General features: G+C 49.0%; 30 protein-coding genes. 29 read left to right on the plus strand and 1 reads right to left on the minus strand.

Annotated features, from left to right (window positions below; genetic code table 11):
- The first annotated feature begins 91 nt into the window (after positions 1 to 91).
- The 4 genes from EOJ37_RS15025 to EOJ37_RS03990 are packed head-to-tail and all read left to right on the plus strand — an operon-like array spanning position 92 to position 2,526.
- Positions 92 to 415, plus strand: coding sequence for a conserved phage C-terminal domain-containing protein (locus EOJ37_RS15025; protein WP_420820614.1), 324 nt, complete (start codon positions 92 to 94; stop codon positions 413 to 415).
- Between the two features lie 2 nt (positions 416 to 417).
- Positions 418 to 1,143 (plus strand): replication protein P, encoded by a 726-nt coding sequence (locus EOJ37_RS03980; protein WP_127958049.1) that lies wholly within the window; start codon positions 418 to 420, stop codon positions 1,141 to 1,143.
- 22 nt (positions 1,144 to 1,165) lie between these two features.
- Complete coding sequence (locus tag EOJ37_RS03985; RefSeq protein ID WP_127958051.1) at positions 1,166 to 2,155, plus strand: DUF968 domain-containing protein; 990 nt, start codon at positions 1,166 to 1,168, stop codon at positions 2,153 to 2,155.
- A 14-nt stretch (positions 2,156 to 2,169) separates the two neighbouring features.
- Positions 2,170 to 2,526: an antiterminator Q family protein gene (locus EOJ37_RS03990; RefSeq protein ID WP_127958053.1), complete on the plus strand. Its 357-nt coding sequence runs from the start codon at positions 2,170 to 2,172 to the stop codon at positions 2,524 to 2,526.
- A 153-nt stretch (positions 2,527 to 2,679) separates the two neighbouring features.
- Here EOJ37_RS03990 and EOJ37_RS03995 read toward each other — a convergent pair whose 3' ends face one another.
- On the minus strand, positions 2,680 to 3,693 hold the full coding sequence (locus EOJ37_RS03995) for a BstA C-terminal domain-containing protein (protein WP_240651662.1): 1,014 nt from the start codon (positions 3,691 to 3,693) through the stop codon (positions 2,680 to 2,682).
- A gap of 409 nt (positions 3,694 to 4,102) precedes the next feature.
- On the opposite strand from EOJ37_RS03995, the gene EOJ37_RS04000 reads away from it, so the two are divergent.
- The 25 genes from EOJ37_RS04000 (at position 4,103) to EOJ37_RS04125 (ending at position 21,196) form a co-directional block, all read left to right on the plus strand.
- On the plus strand, positions 4,103 to 5,179 hold the full coding sequence (locus EOJ37_RS04000) for a DNA-methyltransferase (protein WP_127958055.1): 1,077 nt from the start codon (positions 4,103 to 4,105) through the stop codon (positions 5,177 to 5,179).
- A 31-nt stretch (positions 5,180 to 5,210) separates the two neighbouring features.
- Entirely contained in the window at positions 5,211 to 5,594 is a 384-nt protein-coding gene (locus EOJ37_RS04005) for a putative holin (RefSeq protein ID WP_127958057.1), read from the plus strand.
- Positions 5,584 to 5,859 carry a phage holin family protein gene (locus tag EOJ37_RS04010; protein ID WP_127958059.1) on the plus strand — a complete coding sequence of 92 codons (276 nt, stop codon included), beginning with the start codon at positions 5,584 to 5,586 and terminating at the stop codon, positions 5,857 to 5,859. The genes EOJ37_RS04005 and EOJ37_RS04010 overlap by 11 nt, the downstream gene beginning before the upstream one ends.
- A 1-nt stretch (position 5,860) precedes the next feature.
- A complete protein-coding gene (locus EOJ37_RS04015) occupies positions 5,861 to 6,247 on the plus strand; it encodes a M15 family metallopeptidase (RefSeq protein WP_127958061.1) in 387 nt (128 codons plus the stop codon).
- Complete coding sequence (locus EOJ37_RS04020) at positions 6,244 to 6,774, plus strand: DUF2514 family protein (RefSeq protein ID WP_127958063.1); 531 nt, start codon at positions 6,244 to 6,246, stop codon at positions 6,772 to 6,774. The genes EOJ37_RS04015 and EOJ37_RS04020 overlap by 4 nt, the downstream gene beginning before the upstream one ends.
- Positions 6,775 to 7,047: 273 nt before the next feature.
- On the plus strand, positions 7,048 to 7,356 hold the full coding sequence (locus EOJ37_RS04025; RefSeq protein ID WP_240651666.1) for a tlde1 domain-containing protein: 309 nt from the start codon (positions 7,048 to 7,050) through the stop codon (positions 7,354 to 7,356).
- The gene (locus EOJ37_RS04030; RefSeq protein ID WP_127958067.1) at positions 7,353 to 7,748 is read left to right on the plus strand and encodes a hypothetical protein; all 396 of its coding nucleotides are present in this window, start codon (positions 7,353 to 7,355) and stop codon (positions 7,746 to 7,748) included. The genes EOJ37_RS04025 and EOJ37_RS04030 overlap by 4 nt, the downstream gene beginning before the upstream one ends.
- A gap of 69 nt (positions 7,749 to 7,817) precedes the next feature.
- On the plus strand, positions 7,818 to 8,174 hold the full coding sequence (locus tag EOJ37_RS04035; protein WP_127958070.1) for an HNH endonuclease: 357 nt from the start codon (positions 7,818 to 7,820) through the stop codon (positions 8,172 to 8,174).
- A 95-nt stretch (positions 8,175 to 8,269) separates the two neighbouring features.
- Positions 8,270 to 8,764 carry a phage terminase small subunit P27 family gene (locus tag EOJ37_RS04040; protein WP_127958072.1) on the plus strand — a complete coding sequence of 165 codons (495 nt, stop codon included), beginning with the start codon at positions 8,270 to 8,272 and terminating at the stop codon, positions 8,762 to 8,764.
- Positions 8,761 to 10,494, plus strand: a complete 1,734-nt coding sequence (locus EOJ37_RS04045) for a terminase large subunit (RefSeq protein ID WP_127958074.1) — start codon at positions 8,761 to 8,763, stop codon at positions 10,492 to 10,494. Before EOJ37_RS04040 ends, EOJ37_RS04045 begins: the two co-directional genes overlap by 4 nt.
- Before the next feature lie 12 nt (positions 10,495 to 10,506).
- Positions 10,507 to 10,698: a hypothetical protein gene (locus tag EOJ37_RS04050; protein WP_127958076.1), complete on the plus strand. Its 192-nt coding sequence runs from the start codon at positions 10,507 to 10,509 to the stop codon at positions 10,696 to 10,698.
- Positions 10,698 to 11,927: a phage portal protein gene (locus tag EOJ37_RS04055; protein ID WP_127958078.1), complete on the plus strand. Its 1,230-nt coding sequence runs from the start codon at positions 10,698 to 10,700 to the stop codon at positions 11,925 to 11,927. Before EOJ37_RS04050 ends, EOJ37_RS04055 begins: the two co-directional genes overlap by 1 nt.
- A complete protein-coding gene (locus EOJ37_RS04060; protein WP_127958080.1) occupies positions 11,914 to 12,567 on the plus strand; it encodes an HK97 family phage prohead protease in 654 nt (217 codons plus the stop codon). Before EOJ37_RS04055 ends, EOJ37_RS04060 begins: the two co-directional genes overlap by 14 nt.
- A gap of 17 nt (positions 12,568 to 12,584) precedes the next feature.
- Entirely contained in the window at positions 12,585 to 13,793 is a 1,209-nt protein-coding gene (locus EOJ37_RS04065) for a phage major capsid protein (protein ID WP_127958082.1), read from the plus strand.
- Positions 13,794 to 13,836: 43 nt separating this feature from the next.
- Positions 13,837 to 14,097: a hypothetical protein gene (locus EOJ37_RS04070; protein WP_127958084.1), complete on the plus strand. Its 261-nt coding sequence runs from the start codon at positions 13,837 to 13,839 to the stop codon at positions 14,095 to 14,097.
- 17 nt (positions 14,098 to 14,114) lie between these two features.
- Entirely contained in the window at positions 14,115 to 14,432 is a 318-nt protein-coding gene (locus EOJ37_RS04075; RefSeq protein WP_240651663.1) for a head-tail connector protein, read from the plus strand.
- Complete coding sequence (locus EOJ37_RS04080) at positions 14,432 to 14,830, plus strand: phage head closure protein (RefSeq protein ID WP_127958086.1); 399 nt, start codon at positions 14,432 to 14,434, stop codon at positions 14,828 to 14,830. Before EOJ37_RS04075 ends, EOJ37_RS04080 begins: the two co-directional genes overlap by 1 nt.
- A complete protein-coding gene (locus EOJ37_RS04085; RefSeq protein WP_127958088.1) occupies positions 14,820 to 15,335 on the plus strand; it encodes a hypothetical protein in 516 nt (171 codons plus the stop codon). The genes EOJ37_RS04080 and EOJ37_RS04085 overlap by 11 nt, the downstream gene beginning before the upstream one ends.
- A complete protein-coding gene (locus EOJ37_RS04090) occupies positions 15,332 to 15,892 on the plus strand; it encodes a phage tail terminator protein (protein ID WP_127958090.1) in 561 nt (186 codons plus the stop codon). Before EOJ37_RS04085 ends, EOJ37_RS04090 begins: the two co-directional genes overlap by 4 nt.
- Positions 15,893 to 16,094: 202 nt before the next feature.
- Positions 16,095 to 16,625: a KilA-N domain-containing protein gene (locus EOJ37_RS04095; RefSeq protein ID WP_127958093.1), complete on the plus strand. Its 531-nt coding sequence runs from the start codon at positions 16,095 to 16,097 to the stop codon at positions 16,623 to 16,625.
- A gap of 48 nt (positions 16,626 to 16,673) precedes the next feature.
- On the plus strand, positions 16,674 to 18,167 hold the full coding sequence (locus EOJ37_RS04100) for a phage tail sheath subtilisin-like domain-containing protein (RefSeq protein WP_127958095.1): 1,494 nt from the start codon (positions 16,674 to 16,676) through the stop codon (positions 18,165 to 18,167).
- Positions 18,168 to 18,533 (plus strand): phage tail tube protein, encoded by a 366-nt coding sequence (locus tag EOJ37_RS04105; protein WP_127958097.1) that lies wholly within the window; start codon positions 18,168 to 18,170, stop codon positions 18,531 to 18,533.
- The gene (locus tag EOJ37_RS04110) at positions 18,530 to 18,796 is read left to right on the plus strand and encodes a phage tail assembly protein (RefSeq protein WP_127958099.1); all 267 of its coding nucleotides are present in this window, start codon (positions 18,530 to 18,532) and stop codon (positions 18,794 to 18,796) included. Before EOJ37_RS04105 ends, EOJ37_RS04110 begins: the two co-directional genes overlap by 4 nt.
- 138 nt (positions 18,797 to 18,934) lie before the next feature.
- Positions 18,935 to 20,746: a phage tail tape measure protein gene (locus tag EOJ37_RS04120; protein ID WP_127958103.1), complete on the plus strand. Its 1,812-nt coding sequence runs from the start codon at positions 18,935 to 18,937 to the stop codon at positions 20,744 to 20,746.
- Between the two features lie 12 nt (positions 20,747 to 20,758).
- On the plus strand, positions 20,759 to 21,196 hold the full coding sequence (locus EOJ37_RS04125) for a hypothetical protein (RefSeq protein WP_127958106.1): 438 nt from the start codon (positions 20,759 to 20,761) through the stop codon (positions 21,194 to 21,196).
- Positions 21,197 to 21,390 lie beyond the last annotated feature (194 nt).

The raw sequence follows: 21,390 nt of genomic DNA on the forward strand, positions 1-21,390 counted from the left end.
GGGGGAAATGGCTGGGCAGGTCTCCGATCTGATTGGGCATCTGAACAAAAACTTAAGCACGTTGGCCGCAAAGCTTGGCAAACCAGCCCCCATGGGATTTCGTACAGGTACAGGCGGTGCGAAGATGATCGCATCACGATTACGTGATGGGTTCAGCGTGCAAGATTGCCGCTTGGTTCTGGATTACCTGTCTGAAACGTGGGGTGCTGACGATAAAATGCGGGAGCACTTGTGCCCTACAACCATTTTCCGCCCGACTAACTTCGACGATCGAGTGGTGAAGGCGCACAACTGGCACAACGCAGGCCGACCATCTCGTAGTGGCAAAGCGTGGGATCGCAACTCAACGTCAGCATTCAATCTGTCTGAAGCGCTGAATGACACATCATGGGCTGATAACGGGCTGGGGTTGTGATCATGAACACGATGAAAACCTTTGCTGATTTGCAGATAAACCGTTCTGGGTTCCTCGCACCACAGGGGGTAGTTGATTACTCACAAGCGCAAATCAACACCAACGCCATCAAGAACGTCAACGATATTTTTCGTGAACTGGCGATCACCTTTCCTGCATGGCGCACGGCCTACCCTGATGCTGAAAGCCTGAATAGTGCCAAGCAGGTATGGGCAAAAGGGCTAATTGAAAACGACATTACCAGTATGGCCGTGATCCGTGCTGGTTTGCGTGTTGCACGTTCGCAAGCGATACCGTTTATCCCGAGTGTCGGGCAGTTTGTGGCCTGGTGTAAAGACGGCATTGCGAGTACAGCAGGTTTACCCAGTCTTGATGAAACGTTGGCCGAATTTAACCGCTATAACGCCAATCGCGATCGTTATCCATCTGCTGAGGTTTTCCCTTGGTCACATCCGGTACTGTACTGGATCGTGCTGGATGTTCGCGAAGCAATGTACCGCTACAAGCAAACAGAAGCAGAAACGCTTAAAGCGCTACAAACGCAACTAACCAAGTGGGGTAAAAAACTGGCTGCTGGTGGCGTGGTGCCAATGCCAGTTGTGCAAATAACGGATCAACGACGCGAACCGTCACCTGTGGAACTATTGGATAAGAACGGAGATTACCGGCGCAAAGGTGCTGAGTTGCTGGCGGTGATCAGAGCAAAGCAAAAAGGTGGCACCTTATGAAATACAACCTGGAGATGCTGCCGTGAGAGGACTACTAACGCCGATCATTGTGCGTGAGCTAGGGCAAGTGATTTTACGGCCTGGTGCTGCGTTGTTGCCGATGTTCGGTAGCCGTGTTTTGGTATCGACTGAGCCAAGAGAGTTTAACGAACTACCATCGGGACTATTACCTGCCACCGATCAACTGATAGCCAACGATCCACGCTTCCAGCCGTTCTATCAGCATGAAAAGGTATTGTGTGCTGCTGGTGGTACTGCAGCGCTTACTTGTTGGGTTGATCGAATGGCCTCATGCCAGTGGGCTGGCGATTATCATGACAGCAATATGACGACACTAAATTATGGCACCAGCGCAATCCGGTTGTGCTGGCATCATGATCATGTGCTGCGTGAGCATAGCACGCCAAAGTTGGACGCAATAGCAAACGCCAATCGAGCCGCGTTCATACTTGATCATGTGCGCAGTCATTTTCTATTGCCGGAAGGCCACCAGCTAACACTTCCTGAATTGTGCTGGTGGGCTGTACTCCATGACCTGTTTGATCTGCTGCCAGAAACGGTGGCCGCTGCCTCACTGCGTGTTAAACCGCACACGGTACCAGCGGGTACCAAGAAAGAGGCAGACATTACACACACGCCAGCAGCGCGGGAAATTGTCCTGCAGAAAGTCACCAACGTGGTGAAGGTGCTGGAGATAGACCCAGAGCCACCGCAAGCGTTTATGAAGATCCCCAAGCGGCACAGGTGGGAAAACGCTAAGTACCTGCAATGGGTGAAGTCTCGCCCATGCGTTTGCTGTGGCGCCAGGGCGGATGACCCTCATCACATTATTGGACACGGCCAAGGCGGAATGGGTACCAAAGCCCACGACCTGTTAACTATCCCATTGTGCCGGCAACACCATGACGAGCTACACCTCGATATGGTGACTTGGGAGCAGGAATACGGTAGCCAGGTTGAACTGTGGTATGCGTTTTTTGATTTGTCTGTTGCGCTTGGCGCAATTGCTTAATGCGGGGTAATGCTATGAGAGATATGTACGATGTTTTGTCCCGCTGGGGTGTTTGGGCAAGAGAAGATAGCGGTATCGACTATTCACCAATTGCAGCCGGTTTTAAGGGGCTACTACCACCAAGGGCGAGCGGCAAACTATCCTGCTCTGATGATGACGGCCTGCTGATTGATGGCTGTATCGCCAGGCTGAAAAAGTACAAACCGGAAGAGTACGACCTAGTTGTGTTACACCATTTTTACGGGTTATCACTGCGTTACATAGCCAAGAAACGCAAGTGCTCAGAAGGGACAATCAGAAAGGAAATGCAGACCGCTGAGGGGTTTGTTGGGGGGTGTTTGGCTATGTTGGATACGGGGCTAGATATTTAATAAGAAGTAACCTTATTCAGGCATCTTTTATGCCATCCTTTCTACGTTGTTCAACAATTTTTATCTAGCCGGGCGCGTTGTACTTCGATTACAGCACCCGGCAGTTTGAAGGAGGAAAATAGAGCTATACATGAATCGGGCGTTGCATAGTTACTATTCTGTCGATGGTAGCGCTTTGTTCTGATACATCCCTCCAATTTGTAGCGCCTCATCCCTGCCCCCAGGAAGCAGGCTGGCCTTCTTCAAGATGTATGCAGGGAACTTGGTTGGCAGGTATTCCTGTTTAAACCATTGGCGAAAGAGTGGTAGCGCTGCATCTGGATAGGCGTTTGTCTTTTGAGGGTTACTGAGCGACTGTGGGTAGTAATTCGGATAGTTGTGTTCATACGGGATGCGAGACCCAAACTGTGCTTCAAGGTTTTGCTCTGACCAGTACTTTCCCCATGCTATGCCTACGCTTATATCTGGAATGGTTTTATGGTTAATAGTTAGATCGGCCTCGATAAGGTCAACTATCAGCCCTGTTATTTCGTGAAAAATTGTGAAGTGCCCAGTTGGAGCACTGTTCCTTAGGAGTGACACGCGGTCATTGTGGTACTTCCATTTATCGCCAGGGGTGTATTCAAGTGCCTCGTAGATGAAACGTCGCAGACCTAACGCAGCAAACCGGCGATAGTTCGCTAACGCCTTGGTACTATCTGCCTTTGACTCGAACGCATAGTACTCCAGAAACGCCATGCAAACGACATCAGGGTACGCGAAATGCACCGAACCGTTTTGAGTGGTTTCAATGTACAGCTTTGGTTCTCTGTAGCCATTTTTAAACAAATAGTCCTTGAAGAAGGAGATTCTATCTTTTCCTAGAAAATCTTCGTCAAAGAGCTCTTCCCACTCCTTTGTAATCCCTTGAATTGCAGGTCTAGATATTCCGGTAATTTCGGAGAGGCCGCGCTGAGTGAGGTAAGAGATTCCATTCTCAAGGACACCCATCTCTACGCCATTTACATCTCGCTCGACTTCAATTCCAAGGTCAAGCGGCATCTGCTTTGAGGTGGCAACCAACCGCGATAGACTGCCGTCTAATTTATTGTTTTTAGTTGCTTTATGGGTGGCAACCTGAAGGGGTGCATTTACAGGTTCAATAGCTTCATCTGTTTTTTTGGGCATTGATCAGCTCCTTGTATAGTGCAGGCTGCAGTTCTTTATGTGGGTTACGGTTGAATCAATAAACTGAATAGCGTCGAGTGCATTTCCATCAGAAAAAATTACCATTTATGAAAGAGGAAATCATTAACGCGTACGCAAAAAGTATAGTAGTGTGATAAGAGTGGCTACGAAGTTGGTAGCTTATCCAGTTGAAAAAACCTCGCTACGGCGGGGTTTTGCGTTTTCTGAACCCAATAAAAAGCCCCAGCATCAGCCAGGGCTCAATCTCAAATTCTCGTTGTGAAATGGGCTGCGGTGAAAGTGGTGGAACACTGACACCGCCATCTGCTCATGCTTCTAGATCACAAGCAAACCAAGGCCCAGCTGTACAGCAGTTAGAGCCTAGCAAAAATGGCGCTTTTGATCACTCATGAAAGATACGATAAATCTAAACAGTGTTGAGTTAATCAACGCTGATTCTCTGCAATACATCAAAACCCTGCCTGATAACTGCATTGACCTGATAGCTACGGATCCCCCGTACTACAAGGTAAAAACGTGTGGTTGGGATAACCAGTGGAAAACCCAGGCAGAATACTTGGCGTGGCTGGATGAGTTCTTTGCCGAGTTCTGGCGGGTACTGAAACCAAACGGATCGCTTTATGTGTTCTGTAGCCCAAAACTGGCAACGGATACTGAAGTGTTAATGCGTGACCGGTTCAACGTTTTAAATCATGTCGTCTGGGCTAAACCATCTGGACGCTGGAATGCAGCTTGTAAAGAGTCATTTCGGCAATACTTCCCAGCTACTGAACGCATACTTTTTGCAGAGCATTACGGTGCTGAAGGATTTGCAAAAGGTAATAACGGTTATGCGTCAAAGTGCCAAGAGTTAAAACAACAAGTCTTTGCCCCATTGATTGAGTATTTCCGGTCAGCGCGTCAACGCCTGGATGTTTCCGCTCGGGAAATCAACACTGCAACAGGTACACAGATGTGTAGCCACTGGTTTAGTAGCAGTCAGTGGCAGTTGCCAAACGCAAAACAGTACGCCGAGCTACAGGTACTGTTTAAGCGTAAATCTGAAGAGAGGGGTGCTGCTGGTTTAACTGCGGATCATGCCTCATTAGTTCGTGAGCATATGGGGCTGGTGGATGAATATACCAGCTTGGTTAAACAATATGACGACTTAAGGGCTGAATACGAAAACCTCCGTAGGCCGTTTAGTGTTACAAAAGAGGTGCCCCATACCGATGTGTGGACTTATCCTGCAGTGCAGTTCTACCCCGGTAAACACCCGTGCGAAAAACCAGCCGCAATGATGGAGCATATTATCAGTGCTAGCAGCCGACCAGGTGACGTAGTTGCTGACTTTTTCATGGGGTCGGGAGCGACGATCAAAGCAGCAATCAAGCTTGGCCGCGAAGCGATTGGGGTTGAGCTTGAAGAAGAGAGGTTTTTGCAGACAGTAGAAGAGTGCGAAGCACTAACATCACATACCGGCTAATGCCGGTTTTTTTATGACTTAAGGAAAATCCATGACAGAACCTGTTACCACCGCCACGGCGGCAGCGGGTGGCACGGTAACAGGGGTTGCAGTTGTGACCTTTTTTATCGGGTTGCCTGCCGATGTTGTTCTCGGCGCGTTCGCTGGGGCAATTCTTTTCGTAGTGTCTGCGTCTGATTATCGGCTAAGGGCAAGGCTAGCACTTGCGCTCGGTAGTTTTGTCGCAGGCATCACGATGTACAAACCTGCTGCTGCTTGGATCATCAGCTTTCTTCCTGAGGGATACAACCGGGGAGCAGATGCAGCCGGGGCGCTGATTGCTGCTGGCGTCATCATACGTCTGCTGATGATGTTCAATTCTGGGAATCTCTCGATTCTCAACAGCAAAAAAAAGGAGGGTAGCGATGATCTCTGATATCGAGACTTTACTTAACGCGATTGTTTGTACAGTGACAGCGGTGCGGTTACTCACTTTTCGACGCTGCGGCGCTGGCTATGTGCGCTGGGGGGCTTACCTGGCATACGGCCTCACACTAGCAACTGGCTCGGTGGCGATTCGTATTGTTATGGGCACATACGAGGGGCCAACAGATCCGGCAGAACTTTTTATCAATATCGTGTTGTGCTTCTTGGTGCTGCGCTCACGCGGCAATGTGGTGCAGCTTTTTAAGGTGAAATGAGATGTCCAACAAATTTAGCCAACGCAGTGAAAACAACCTGCGAGACCTTCATCCCGATCTGGTGAAAGTAGCCAGGTTAGCACTGCAATACTCCCCGATTGACTTTGCCATCACAGAAGGGCGGCGTAGCGTCGCCCGACAGCGGCAATTGGTTGCCAGCGGCAAAAGCCAAACCATGAATAGCCGCCATATCACAGGCCATGCATTGGATGTGGTGGCCTATATAGGGAAAGAAGTGAGTTGGGAGTGGAAATATTACCAACAGATTGCCAAAGCATTTAAACAGGCTGGTGCTGAACTGGCGATCCCCATTGAGTGGGGCGGCCAGTGGCAAACACTGAAAGATGGGCCGCATTTCCAATTGCCGCACGCTGAGTATCCCGCATGATATTGCTATTACTGAAAAGCCATTGGCGCAGCCTGGCAGTAGCACTGTTGATTGGCGCACTGTTTGGCACGGGTTACCTGATGGGAGCCAAACAACGTGAAACCGCTTGGCAACTGAAATGGTCGCAACGTGATGAGGCTGATGCTATTGCATTGGGGCAACGACTGGCGGAGACCAGGCTAGAAGAACAACGGCGACAAGGTGAAATCGATGCCATCAGACAACAAGTTAATCAACAGATTGCAGCGGTGCAAACTGATGCTGATAGTGCCCGTGCTACTGCTCGTGGGTTGCACCAACGGGCAGCTCAGCTTGCCGAAAGACTGGCAGAAAGTGAACGCACCTGCAATACCCACATTGCCAGCGGAGGCACGGCAAAACCAAGCGGCAGCATACTGCTTGCCGAGCTGTTTAGCCGCGCTGATGAACGAGCGGGAGAGCTGGCAAGAACAGCTGATGAAGCACGAGCACGAGGATTAGCTTGTGAAGCAGCCTACAACGCTATCAAATCCGGTGAAAAAAAGTAGTTCATGGTAAGTCGGCATTACAGATGGCACTCAATGAGCGCCATCGATAATGACCATTCACAAAACAGGGCGGGACCGCCACCAGCATGGTTATTCATGTTCTTACTGAGATTTATTAAATTAGTGAGGCGGCTCTCAAAAAAATAAACAAAGTGGCGATCATTTATCACGCAAGCATTACCATGAAAATCCAAATGTTTTTTTACAAAAGGATTATGGATTATGGTGTGGACTTATGACCAGTATTCTGGGCGGATGTATCACAATGGTGTGATGGCGCGTGATGTTGGTTACAGTGGGAAAGGAGCGCATAAAAATAACCCAGCGTCTGAAGCTATACGTAACTGGGGGCCAATCCCGAGAGGACGTTACACTATAGGCAATGTTACCAATTCTAAAGGGGATATGACAATAGTGCTGATACCTTCACAGTCGAATCAGATGTTTGGCAGAACGGCTTTCCGCATACATGGAGACAGCAGAACTCACCCTGGCGAGGCTTCGGAAGGGTGTATTGTCATAGGCAGCAGAACGAGGAGTGCTATAATAGAATCAATGGATAGAGAGCTGGTGGTTGAATGATGAATACTCTACTGAAACAGATTTTTTTAGCGATAACATTGGCATCATTAACTACATCAACCTTTGCTTACACAGAAAAGCAAAAGCTGGATTATTGCGCCACAGCGGGTTCTTGGGCCGCTCAGACAATAGCCAATGAAGAAAAGATTCAGAACCCAAGGTTAGACCGAGACAAGGTAACCTCTGTTTTAATAAGCAGAACTAAGATGAAAGATATCAATGATAAGAAGATACAAGTGCCCAATCTTGGTGACTTGTATCTTCAAACAATCATGGTGTCCATTCCGTATATAAACGATGAAAAAAAACCTGCGGTTTTTATAGCATCGTCAATTATATCAGCGGAAGAGTGCTCGATTAGCAATCCCTCATATTTTATCTTGCAAAAATAGATCAGTTACTGTTTCACCAATAAACGAAGCCTCAGCATAGTCTGGGGCTTTTCTATTTTGGATATTTCAATGCCACCACGTACCCCAAAAGCCTGCCGTTGTCGTGGGTGTCGTAACACCACCACAGATAGCAGTGGGTTTTGCGATGCTCACAAAGGTGAGAACTGGAAGAACTACAAGCCAGGGCAGAACCGCCACCAGCGCGGTTACGGCAGCCATTGGGATGCTATTAAGAAACGCATTCTTAAGCGTGACAATGGGTTGTGTCAGTTATGCTTGCAGCGCGGGGCAATTACTGCAGCAACTTGTGTTGATCACATTACCCCTATAGCGCACGGTGGCGGCGATAGTGCGGACAACTTACAAAGCCTATGCGCCCCTTGCCATCGAGCAAAGACCGCACGAGAGCGGCGCACAGGGCGGTAAGGGGGGGTAAAATCTCTACAGCGTTTTCCCTTCCGTACTGCCCGCCCCTACACATTTACGTACCCGCGAAAAATGAAATTTAATCTGGAGCGACTATGGCCGGAACGGCAGGCCGATCCGGGCGACGCCCCAAACCGACCGCACGAAAGGAGTTGGCTGGCAACCCCGGCAAGCGGTCATTAAATAAAGATGAGCCAGTGTTCACTCCGATCAAGGGGGTAGAGCCTCCGGCATGGTTTGAAGAAGAAGATTTGCCCTTGGCTACAGTGATGTGGCAAATGACTACCAAGGAATTATGCGGACAGGGGATCTTGTGCGTAACCGATCTGGCAGTGTTGGAGCGGTGGTGCGTAGCCTATGAATTCTGGCGTCGGGCAGTAAAGAAGATCGCCAGCCAAGGCAACACTGTGCCAGGCGTCACTGGCGGTGTGGTCAAGAATCCTGAGTTAACAGCCAAAAAAGAGCAGCAATCAGAAATGGATAGCACCGGTGCCTTGCTCGGACTCGATCCCAGCAGTCGCCAACGGTTGATTGGCTTGGCGGGGCAAAAGAAAACCTCAAATCCTTTCATCAAGTTGATAACGTCATGACACGAAAATCCTACCCAAACGTTAACGCAGCCAATCAGTATGCACGAGATGTGGTGCGCGGGAAGATTGTCGCCTGCCAGTTTGTTATCTCTGCTTGTCAGCGACACATGGACGATCTTGCTGAAGAGAAGGGGCGTAAGTTTCGCTATCGCTTTGACCGCGACTTGGCAGAGCAGGCAGCCAAATTTATCCAGTTGTTGCCACACACCAAGGGCGAGTGGGCCTATAAGCGCATGCCGATAACTCTGGAGCCGTGGCAGCTTTTCATTGTTTGCTCTGTTTTTGGTTGGGTACATAAGGGGAGCAGGCTTCGCCGGTTTCGTGAAGTCTACACCGAGATACCGCGTAAAAATGGTAAATCAGCAATCTCTGCTGGTGTGGCGCTTTACGGCTTCACTTGCGATGGCGAGTTTGGTGCCGAAGTCTATTCAGGGGCCACAACAGAGAAACAAGCCTGGGAAGTGTTTAGACCAGCCCGGTTAATGTGCAAGCGCACCCCACTACTGATGGAGGCATTTGGGATAGAGGTTAATGCCTCAAACTTGAACCGCCCTGAAGATGGCGCCCGTTTTGAGCCATTGATTGGTAATCCTGGTGACGGTTCATCACCCAGTCTTGCAGTAGTTGATGAATACCATGAGCATCCTACTGATGCACTGTATACCACTATGCTCACGGGTATGGGGGCCCGCCGTCAGGGGTTAATGTGGGCGATCACAACGGCAGGTTATAACATTGAAGGCCCGTGCTATGACAAGCGGCGAGAAGTGATAGAAGCGCTAAATGGCACGGTGCCGAACGATGAGCTGTTTGGCATTATCTACACCATTGATGAGGGGGACGACTGGACAAAACCGGCTGCACTGGAGAAGGCCAACCCAAACATGGGGGTTTCTGTCTACCGTGACTTCTTGCTCAGCCAGCAGCAACGGGCGATTAACAACGCAAGGCTGGCGGGGCCATTCAAAACAAAACATCTCAATATCTGGGTATCAGCCCGTAACGCTTTCTTTAACCTTGTTAGCCTGAAGCGTTGCGAGGATACCACGCTAACGCTTGAGCAGTTTGAGGGACAACCTTGCCTGCTTGGTTTTGACCTTGCACGCAAGTTGGACATGAACAGTATGGCACGTCTGTTTACCCGTGATATTGATGGCAAACGGCACTACTACAGTGTTGCTCCTCGCTTCTGGGTGCCCTATGACACGGTGTACAGCGTAGAAAAAAACGAAGATAGGCGAACCGCTGAACGTTTCCAAAAGTGGGTAGAAATGGGGCTGTTATCGGTAACCGAAGGTGCCGAGGTTGATTATCGTTACATCATGGAGGAAGCCAAGGCAGCCAATCGCCTGAACCCTGTAGAAGAGTCGCCTATTGATCCTTTTGGCGCTACCGGCATTTCTCACGAACTGGCTGACGAGAACATGTCGCCCATTACTATCATTCAGAACTACACCAACATGTCGGATGCCATGAAAGAGCTGGAAGCGGCGATTGAATCAGGCCGATTCCATCATGATGGCAACCCGATCATGCTTTGGTGCCTGAGTAACGTAATCGGCAAGTTTTTACCGGGTAATGATGATGTTGTAAAGCCGATCAAGGAACAAGCTGGCAGCAAAATTGATGGCGCGGTAGCGCTGGTGATGACCATCGGACGGGCAATGCTCCATGACACCACGGAAAGTTTGGCTAAACACATCGAAACCCACGGGTTGCGTTCACTCTAACGGAAACAGAACATGCGGATCATTCATTTAATTGGCGCACTGGCTTTGCTGGTGGGTGTTGCTGGTGCCTTTTTGCTGACTTACGGTGTATGGCTCATCTATCCAGCGGCAGGCTTTATCGTTGCGGGAATACTTTGCCTCACATGGTCATGGCTGGTATCTAAAATGCTCAGTGGTAATCTGCGGCAGGATAAGGGGGATTGATGTTCTTTCCTGGTCTGTTTCAAAAGTCGGCAGATAAGCCGCTAACATCACAAGCGCTTGCTGAGCTTATTGGCCTTTCCTACGACACCTATGTCGGCAGGAAAATCAGCCCACAATTATCCATGCAACTCACGTCAGTGTTTAGCTGTGTACGTGTACTGGCAGAATCGGTGGGCATGCTGCCCTGCACGCTGTATGAACAGTTAGAGCGAGGTAATAAACGGGCAATAAAGGAACGACTGAATAAGCTACTTTCGGTTAAGCCCAACGACTACATGACACCACAAGAGTTCTGGGAGTTGTTGATCGCCTGCTTGTGTTTGAGGGGAAATTTTTACGCTTACAAAGTAATGGCACTTGGTGAAGTGGTTGAATTACTCCCATTGGATCCAAGCAGTGTTGTCCCTCGGCTCGGCAGTGATTGGAAGCCAATATACCAAGTAACACTACCCGACGGCAGTTGCGCCACATTGACGCAAGATGAAATCTGGCATGTGCGTATTTTTACGCTGGATGGGCTGGTTGGCCTAAGTCCAATTGCCTATGCCCGTCAAGCTATCGGGTTGGGCATTGCCACAGAAGAACACGGGGCCAGGCTGTTTGGCAATGGCGCGGTAACCAGTGGTCTCTTGCAAACCGACCAGACATTGACAGACGAGGCGTTCAATCGTCTGAAAAGTGATTTTGAAACCCGCCATCAAGGGTTATCAAATGCTCACAAACCGATGATTTTGGAAATGGGGCTAAAGTGGCAACAAATCAGCCTGAGCGCCGAAGATGCCCAGTTTCTGGAAACCAGAAAGTTTCAGCTTGAGGAAATCTGCCGTATTTTCCGTGTTCCGCTGCACATGGTGCAGAACACGGATCGCGCCACATTCAACAATATTGAGAATCTGGGGATAGGCTTCATTAACTATTCCCTGGTGCCGTACCTTACCCGCATTGAACAACGGATCAATATTGGATTGGTTAAACCCTCTGCTCAGGGGCGTTTTTACGCCAAGTTCAATGCAGGAGCACTGCTGCGGGGTGATATGAAGTCGCGGTTTGATGCTTATGCTACGGGGATCAACTGGGGGATCTACTCACCGAATGAATGCCGTGAACTGGAGGAACTTAACCCTCGCAATGGTGGTGATATCTATCTCACACCAATGAACATGACAACTAAGCCAAACGAGAGTGGCAAGAACAACCCCATTGAGGAACACAGTGATGGCAATGACTAAACAGCGCCTGGACGTTCCGCTAAAGCTGAAATCGGTCAGTGATAGCGGTGAGTTTGAGGGTTATGGTTCAGTGTTTGGCGTGAAAGACAGCTATGGCGATATTGTCGTGCCTGGCGCGTTCGTAAAGTCCTTGGATAACTGGAAATCGAAGGGCGCACAGCCCGCCATGCTCTGGCAACACAAAACAGATGAACCGATCGGGGTTTATACCGACATGCGGGAAGATGATGTTGGCCTTTATGTTAAAGGGCGATTACTGATTGACGATGATCCCCTGGCAAAGCGTGCATATGCCCATATGAAGGCCGGTTCGTTAACCGGCCTTTCTATTGGTTACGTGCTGAATGACTGGGAGTACGACCGAGCAAAAGATGCCTTTATCCTAAAGGAGATCGACCTGTGGGAAGTCAGCCCAGTCACCTTCCCGGCAAATGATGAAGCGCGGGTGAGTGATGTCAAGTCAGCGTTTGCCCGTGGTGAAACACCATCCCCTAAAAATATAGAACGAGTCCTGCGCGATGCTGGGCTATCCCGTTCACAAGCCAAAGCATTCATGGCTAACGGCTATAGTGCCTTATCACTGCGTGATGCTGATGATATGGAAACTGCACTGAACATACTGAAATCTATTAAATTCTGAATCTGGAGAATCACATCATGCCAATTGATATTAAAGATGTAGAACTGGTCGCACAGGAACTGAAGGGTAACTTTGATGACTTCACCAAAAAAAATGACAAGCGGCTGGAAGCGATCGAGCAGGAAAAAGGCAAACTGGCGGAAACGGTTGATACGCTCAACGGCAAGTTATCCGAGCTGGATGCACTGAAAACCTCATTGGAAGAGGAGCTAAAGCAAGTTAAGCGCCCCAGTGGTGGACCAACAAGCAAAACCGCCAGTGAACACAAGACGGCTTTCATTAATTTCGTGCGCAAGGGGAAAGAGGAAGGGTTGCGTGAGTTAGAGCAAAAAGCGTTACAGATTAACGTTGATTCTGATGGGGGTTATGCCGTACCTGAAGAACTTGATCGCACCATCCTTGAACTGCTTAATGACGAAGTCATCATGCGCCAAGAAGCTACCGTGATCACAGTAGGCGGTTCTGAGTATAAAAAACTGGTTAACCTGGGCGGGACAGCCTCTGGTTGGGTGGGTGAAACGGATGCACGGCCTGCTACTGAAACCTCAAAACTTGGCCAGATCACCCCCTTCATGGGAGAAATTTACGGCAACCCTCAAGCCACTCAAATGATGTTAGATGATGCATTCTTCAATGTTGAAAGTTGGTTGAACAGTGAGTTGGCTAACGAGTTTTCTGAAAAAGAAGAAATTGCTTTCACCCTTGGTGATGGCGCTAAAAAACCCAAAGGGTTCTTGGCTTACGATTCAAATGCTGAGGATGATAAGAGCCGTGCTTTTGGTGTATTACAACACGTTGCATCCGGCAGCGTGGGTGGATTGACAACAGATGCCATCATCAAACTGGTATACACCTTGCGCAAAGTACACCGTGCTGGCGCTAAGTTTATGATGAACAACAACGCCCTATTTCAAATTCGCATGTTGAAAGACACAGAAGGCAACTACTTATGGCGACCAGGGCTAGAGCTTGGGCAACCCTCAACACTCATCGGCTATGGCATTGCTGAAAATGAGCAAATGCCAGACATTGCCGCCGATGCCAAAGCGATAGCGTTTGGTAACTTCAAACGAGGCTACGCCATCGTTGATCGCATGGGTACACGTATTCTGCGTGATCCGTACACCAACAAACCGTTTGTTGGTTTCTACACCACCAAACGCACTGGCGGTATGCTGGTTGACTCTCAGGCTATCAAGCTACTGAAAATCGGTACCACGGCGTAATTACTGGGGGCATTGCCCCCCCTTTCATATGAGAGCGATGAAGATGATCAAGTTACTTGAAGATCTAAAGTGGTCACCGAACGGCTGCGTGATTGAAATTATCCGTGCGGGTGAATATCAACCCAGTGAACTGCCAGAACGTGCAATCGCTATTGCCAGTCAATTGAATATTATCTGTTCTGTTGACAGTGGCGACGATGGGCAAAATGCTGGACAAGAGCAGCAGTCAGAGCAAGAACAAGAGCCAGAATCAGAGCCACAGCTAGCACAACAAGCAGAGCCAGCTAAAAAAGGGAAAAAATAACCTAATGGGGCGTAATCATGTTGTTTGTAGAGATAGACCTGATAAAAGCGCAATGCAAGATTGACCCTGACTTAACCGAGGAAGATGAACTACTTCAGCTTTATGCAGAGGCAGCCCAGGAAAAGGCGCTCATCTACTTAAACCGAGGCGTTTACACAGACTCCGTTCCAGAAACTGATCCCGATGGAATTCTGATAAACAGCAGCATCAAGACCGCGATACTTGGCCTTGCATGCCATTACCAGAGAAATCGGGCAACGGTCAGTGATTTTGAGCAATCAGAAACACCAATGTTCTTCACTAGTCTGTTATCAGATTATAGGAAGCGCCCCTAATGAGTAAGCGACGATACGCAGAAATCAGTAGCACATACAGACCCCCAGCCGAAGGAGAACTCAACCGCCGCGCCCAATTCAGAACGCGTGAAGATGTACCCGGCTCAGGCCATATGGGTGTTGATAGCGTTTACCACAACACATTTAAAACTTGGGCGAAGTTGTCAGCGGTTGGCGACTCGGTACGCATTGACTCAATGCAAGTTGATGCCGCCATCACACACCGGATCATTATCCGCTATCGCCAAGGCATAACAACGGATGGTGAAGTGGTGATCAGCGGCATGGTTTACCGCATAAAAGGAGCCAAAGACCTCAACGACGAACGCCGCTTTTTGGTGATTAGCGCTGAAGAACTGGGCACTGTAGAAGCAATAGGGGGTGACAATGGGCATTGAGAGTTCAAACAGTGGCCTGTATCTGCACATCGATTTTGATAAAACACCGGAAATCACATTCAACAAAGCTAAGGTTCGTCGTGCTTTTGTCAATGTTGGTCAACGTGTCATGGCAGAGTCACGCCGCTTGGTTGCTCGCCGCGCAATATCTAAAGCGGGTGAAGCACCGGGCTTCAGGACTGGGAGATTGTCAAAATCGATTGGTTACAAGGTGCCAACAGCAACAGCATCGCGCCCTGGCTTTATGGTAAAAGTTGCGCCAAATCAGAAAGGGGGTAAAGGCTCAAGACCCATCACAGGCGACTTTTACCCAGCATTCCTGTGGTATGGCGTAAGACGCGGAGCCAAACGGGGGAAGAAACACAAAAAGGGCTCATCCGGTGGTTCACCGTGGCGGATTGCTCCACGCAAAAACTTCATGGAACAGGCACTACACAACAAAAGGGCATGGATTGAACAGGTATTGTTTAACGCCCTGCAAGATTCTGTAAAGGTACCCAAATGAAACTCTCATCGGTAATTGCTGCGCTGCGGCTGCGCTGCCCATCCTTTGAGGGGCGCGTATCGGGTGCAGCAGAATACAAACCCATACCGGACACGGCAAAAATGAAGTTGCCTTCCGCGTGGGTGATCCCACTTGATGACAACGTAGGCGAGCAGAAATCACAAACTGACTACTGGCAGGAATTAACCGAAGGCTTTGCGGTAATAGTGATTATGGATAACTCAGCAGATCAGCGCGGACAAGCTGCCGCGTTTGATGTGGTGCATGATATCCGGGCAGAGCTTTGGAAAGCGCTACTCGGTTTTGAGCCAGAAGGCTATGACCCGATCGAGTACGACGGCGGCAACCTGCTCGATATGAACCGCGCCCACCTCTATTACCAGTTCGACTTCTCCGCCAAAACAGACATCACCGCTGAAGATACCCAACACTGGCAAGATCTACAGCAACTGGAAGAACTGGCGCGGGTGGTGGTTGATGTTGATTTCATGCAGCCTGACGGCGATATCGAGCACAAAGTAGCGATACCACTTAACCAGTCATCCACTCAACCGTAATGGGTTCGCGTAAAAGTTTTACGCGACCCGTTAACAACCCGCCCCGGCGGGTTTTTTTACACCCAAATTTCACCGCGCACCACATGCGCAACAGCCAAAGAACCTGTTTAGGAATGAAGCCTGAGGCAACCAGTATGGTTTGTGCTGCCTCTTTGGGCTGGTTTCCTATGTGGCAGGCTTCATTTCTAAAAAGGTAAGCACAATGAACTATCCAACCGTAGTAGTAAATGGTGTATCTGTCCGTGTAGATGATGGTGGACGTTATAGCCTTAACGATCTGCATGCAGCAGCAGTAACAAATGGAGAGGCAACGGAGCAACAACGCCCGAGTCAGTTTTTGCGAAGCGCACAGGTTAAGCGCTTCATAAAAGCACTAAAAGCCAAAGTGCAAAAAAGCACTTCGGAAGAAATTCAACCACTTAAAGTGATTAAAGGTGGCGATGAATCAGGCGTATGGGGAGTGGAAATTCTTGCCATCCGTTATGCAGCATGGATTAAACCAGAGTTTGAAATAGAAGTTTATGAGATTTTCAGGGCAGTTATGCGCATTGGTATTGATGCTATGTCTCGTTTAAACCGACTGGATCACATCATCAACACCGAAACAAAGGAGGTAAGCCAGTGTGCCAGTAAAATGGCCAAATGGGGTGCTGGTGGACGCAAGCAACTACTACATAGTGCAAGAATCCGAATGGTAGAAGAGGTTCAAATGTATCTACCACTTCAAGAGTAACAACCCGCCCCGGCGGGTTTTTTTATACCTAAAGAAGGTACAAACCACATGATCAGCTTTGATAAAATCGCGCCTGATGTGCGGGTGCCGTTGTTCTATGCAGAGATGGACAACAGCGCAGCCAACACAGCACAAGACAGCGCACCGGCATTAATCATTGCCCATGCATCACCCGGTAGTGATTTGGCAGAAAACACCCTCACGATTATGTCGAGTGCAGACCAGGCAGGGAAACTGGCAGGCCGAGGCAGCCAATTAGCACGGATGGTGGCGGCTTACCGTGCAGTGGATCCGTTTGGTGAACTCTGGGTACTCGCCCCACCACAACAAACCAGCGCCCCGGCCACCGGCAGCCTAACCGTGATGGGGGAAGCACAAGAGGCGGGAACGCTGTGCATCTACATCGGCGCTACGCGGGTACAAGCTGTGGTGGCGGCACGGGAAGCCAACAGCGCCATTGCTGAAGCCATCGCCATTGCCATCAACAAACACGTTGATTTACCCGTTGTCGCGGCAGCGACAGCCGAAACCGTCACGCTCACTGCAAAAACCGCTGGCAGCAGTGGCAACGCAGTACCCATCACACTGAACTACCGTGGGGCGATTGGTGGTGAACAAACCCCTGCCGGGTTGAATATTGCCATTACCCCACTGGCAGGCGGCAGCGGTGCGCCGGAGTTATCAGCCACTATCGCGGCCATGGGTGATGAACCGTTTGATTATATCGCCTTCCCCTATAATGACGCGGGCAGCCTTGCAGCTATCGGCCAAGCGATGAATGACGACACCGGGCGCTGGAGTTGGACGCGGCAAATTTACGGCCACGTTTACACTGCCAAAGTGGGCGAACTGGCAGAACTGGTGGCATTCGGCTCTACGTTTAACGATCCGCATCTCACCATTGCCGGATACGAGCCAAGTGTGCAAATGGCTACCGATGAACTGATCGCCGCACGCACTGCACGCAACGCGGTATTTATCCGCAACGACCCAGCGCGGCCAACGCAAACCGGCGTATTAAACGGAGCCTTACCCGCGCCAGCAGGTAAACGCTTTGTATTAACAGAACAGCAATCACTGCTCACCCACGGCATTGCAACGGCCTACAGCGAAGGCGGTGTGGTACGTATCCAGCGTGATATCACCACCTACCAAAAAAACGCCTACGGCAACGCCGACAACAGCTACCTGGACAGCGAAACCCTTCATACCAGCGCCTACGTACTGCGCCGGTTGAAAGCGGTGATCACCAGCAAATACCCGCGCCACAAGCTAGCCAGTGACGGCACGCGCTTTGGTGCTGGGCAAGCAGTCGTCACCCCGGCGGTGATCAGGGGAGAAATTCTGGCGGTGTATCGCCAGCTCGAGCGCGCGGCAATCGTCGAAAACTTTGAACTGTTCAGCCAACACCTGATTGTTGAGCGCAACGCCAACGACCCGAACCGGCTGGATGTACTGCTACCGCCTGATTACGTTAATCAGTTGCGGGTATTTGCGGTACTTAACCAATTCCGCCTGCAATACCAAGAGGAGAGCGCATAAATGGCGAGGAGCAAACGTATTGGTGGCACCTGCTACTTCAAAATCGACGGTCAGCAACTCTCGCTAACCGGCGGCATTGAAGTACCGATGAACACCGTAATCAAGGAGGATGTCATTGGCACGGATGGCAGCGTCGATTATAAAGAGACGCACCGCGCCCCCTACATCAAAGGCACTTTTAAGGTGCCACGCGGTTTCCCCATCAAAAAGATCACCTCATCCGACACCATGACCATCACCGCAGAACTGGCCAATGGCGAGGTTTATGTGCTCTCAGAAGCCTGGCTGAAAGGGGAAGCCAACCACAACGCCGAAGAAGGCACCGCAGAACTTGAGTTCCATTCAGAAGAGGGTTTTTACCAATGAAACTAACACTATCAAAAGCAATTATGGCGCATGGCGAAGAGATCACCGAGATTGAATTACGCGAGCCGACCGGTAAAGATGTGCGCGATTTAGGCTATCCCTATCAGTTGAACGCTGATGAATCCGTGAGATTGATTTCTGGTGTGGTCTGTAAATATCTTTCAACACTAGGCGGAATACCACCCAGTGCAGTGGATGCAATGTCGCCAAGCGATCTTAATACAGGGGGGTGGTTGATCGCGGGTTTTTTCCTCAACAGCTAACCGTTAACGAGATTATTGCTCGATATTTCACAGCCGCGAAGTATTGGGCGATAAACCCACTCGAACTGTTAACACATCCTTTTTCAACTCTAATTTTGTTAGAGCAGCAGGCTAATCGCATTGAGTCGGAGATAAACGATGGCTGATAGTTTTCAACTGAAGGCGCTCATTACGGGCATTGATAAACTGTCTCCGGCTCTTAGCCAGATGCAGAAAAACATGAAAAAATTTCGCCGTAATATGGAAAAAAATGGCGAAGGTGCATTACCAATGGCAGCGGGAATCGCTGCTGGGCTTACAGCTGGTGCCGTGGCTTTTGCTCAACAGGAAGATGCTGCTATGGGGTTGAAAGTAGCGATGATGGAAGCGGGAGGAGCGGTTAGCAAACAGTTTGAAAAAATAAACCAACTCGCTATTGGTTTGGGTAATAAGTTGCCGGGCACCACGGCGGATTTTCAGAACATGATGCAAATGTTAACACGCCAAGGCATTCCGGCTGAAAACATTCTAAAAGGTGTTGGTAAGGCTACGGCTTATCTTGCTGTGCAACTGAAGAAAACCCCAGAGCAAGCGGCTGAGTTTGCGGCTAAGATGCAGGATGCAACAGGCACTGCTGCCAGTGACATGATGGGGTTATTCGATACGATCCAGAAAGCCTTCTATATGGGTGTCGATGACACTAACATGTTGGCATTTTTTGGCAAAACCAGTTCAATCCTAAAACTCATTAACAAAGATGGGTTAACTGCGGCAAAAGCATTAGCTCCAATTACCGTGATGATGGATCAAATGGGTATGAATGGGGAGTCTTCAGGCAATGCCTTGCGAAAGGTTTTTCAGGCTGGTTTTGACGTCAAGAAGATGAAAGAAGCAAATAAATTACTTGCCAAAAAAGGAATAAAACTCGATTTTACTGATGGTAAAGGTGAATTTGGGGGCATCGATAACCTTTTTGCTCAACTTAAAAAGCTTGACTCCCTTAATACAACGCAGAGGACAACCATCATTCAGAAAATATTTGGCAATGATTCTGAAACCTTACAAGTTCTTGAAGCATTGATAACTAAAGGAAAGGCTGGTTATGATGAAGTTACTCAACGCATGGAGCGGCAAGCATCCTTACAAACCAGAGTTGAAGCACAGCTTGGCACACTAACCAACCTCTGGGGGGCTATGTCTGGCACGGCTGTAAATGGGTTAGCGGCTATAGGCGGCGCTTATGCTGACGATATAAAATCCTTGATAATCACCCTTGGAGATATGGCGGAAAAATTCAGCACATTCGCAGCAGCCAACCCACAGATAATCAGAGGTGTGATTGGTTTGGCAGCTGGTTTGGTTACGTTGAAATTAGCGATGTTAGGTGTAAATTTCGTTCTTGGTTTAATAGGAAAAACAATCGGAATGTCGCCCATTGGTATAATTTTGCGCGTTGTAGCTATGGGGGCAGGACTTATTTTAGCAAACTGGAGTAGCATTGGCCCATGGTTTAAAAGCCTGTGGGAATCAATTACCAGTTGGTTCTCAGAAGCATGGGAAAGCATTAAACAGGTGTGTAATGCGGGCTGGGAATTCATCAAGGGATTATTTTTTGATTACCATCCTCTTGGAATTATTATTAAAAACTGGGAACCCATTGTGGACTGGTTTAAATCTATGTGGGAACGAGTGAGTAGCTATATTGAACCCATTTTTAACGCAATGAAGAAAGTGAAGGGTTGGATCAGCGGTGGCTGGGATTATGTTTTTGGTGATGAGCCAGAGCAGAATTTATTGTCAACGCAGACAAGCAATTACTTGATATCAAGCCAAAACCAAAAAATGGCCGGTGAAATGGTCGTTAAGTTTGAAAATGCGCCGCAGGGCATGAGCGTAGTCAGCACTGCGACCAGCTCACCCAAGCTTGGCATGGGCTATGATGTCGGATATAGTCGATATGCTTATAGATAACAGGAGGTTTTTATGACGTTTCGTAGCGTTATTTCCGCTATCATATTGGTTTCTTTCGCTCAAGATACGGCTGCTTTTTTGACGAAAAAGGAAGTACAGTCACTTGCAAAAACAAAAATCGTTGAAGTGGAAAAAATAGAAGACAATCCAGGCGTGTATTTCCAGTCATACAAATTTGCCAAAGACCCTGATTTTACTGTACAGACAAAAGCGCGATACTTTACCGTCTCTTGGAATGAATACCACGACGATCCACAGTACGACAAAGTAAACGCCAAAAACCGCCAATTAGCTGAAGAGGTGGTTGAAAATCTCATCGGCAGTTCGCGTTTTGTTAGGGCGATAACCAGTGGAGGAGTAGTGAAGCGAATTCAAGAGGGGCGGTATATTGTCTCTGGTTCTTGTTCTGGCAACTCCTTTTGCCTTCTCTCCTTTGACAAGGCATGGTAAACCCCACGCTCGTGGTTTCAGTGGAATAATCCAGCTTCCACCAATGGTGGATTCTGAGATAATCAATGGGTTAGGTAAATTTGCCTATTAGGTTTTGCCGAATACTTCGAGCGTTTCAATGTGAGCAACGCTGCCAAAACTAAGCAAAGAGTAACCAATGCAACCGCCTAATGGCGGTTTTTTTACGCCCAGAG

This window comes from Serratia microhaemolytica (assembly GCF_004011885.1).
GTDB lineage: Bacteria > Pseudomonadota > Gammaproteobacteria > Enterobacterales > Enterobacteriaceae > Serratia_G > Serratia_G microhaemolytica.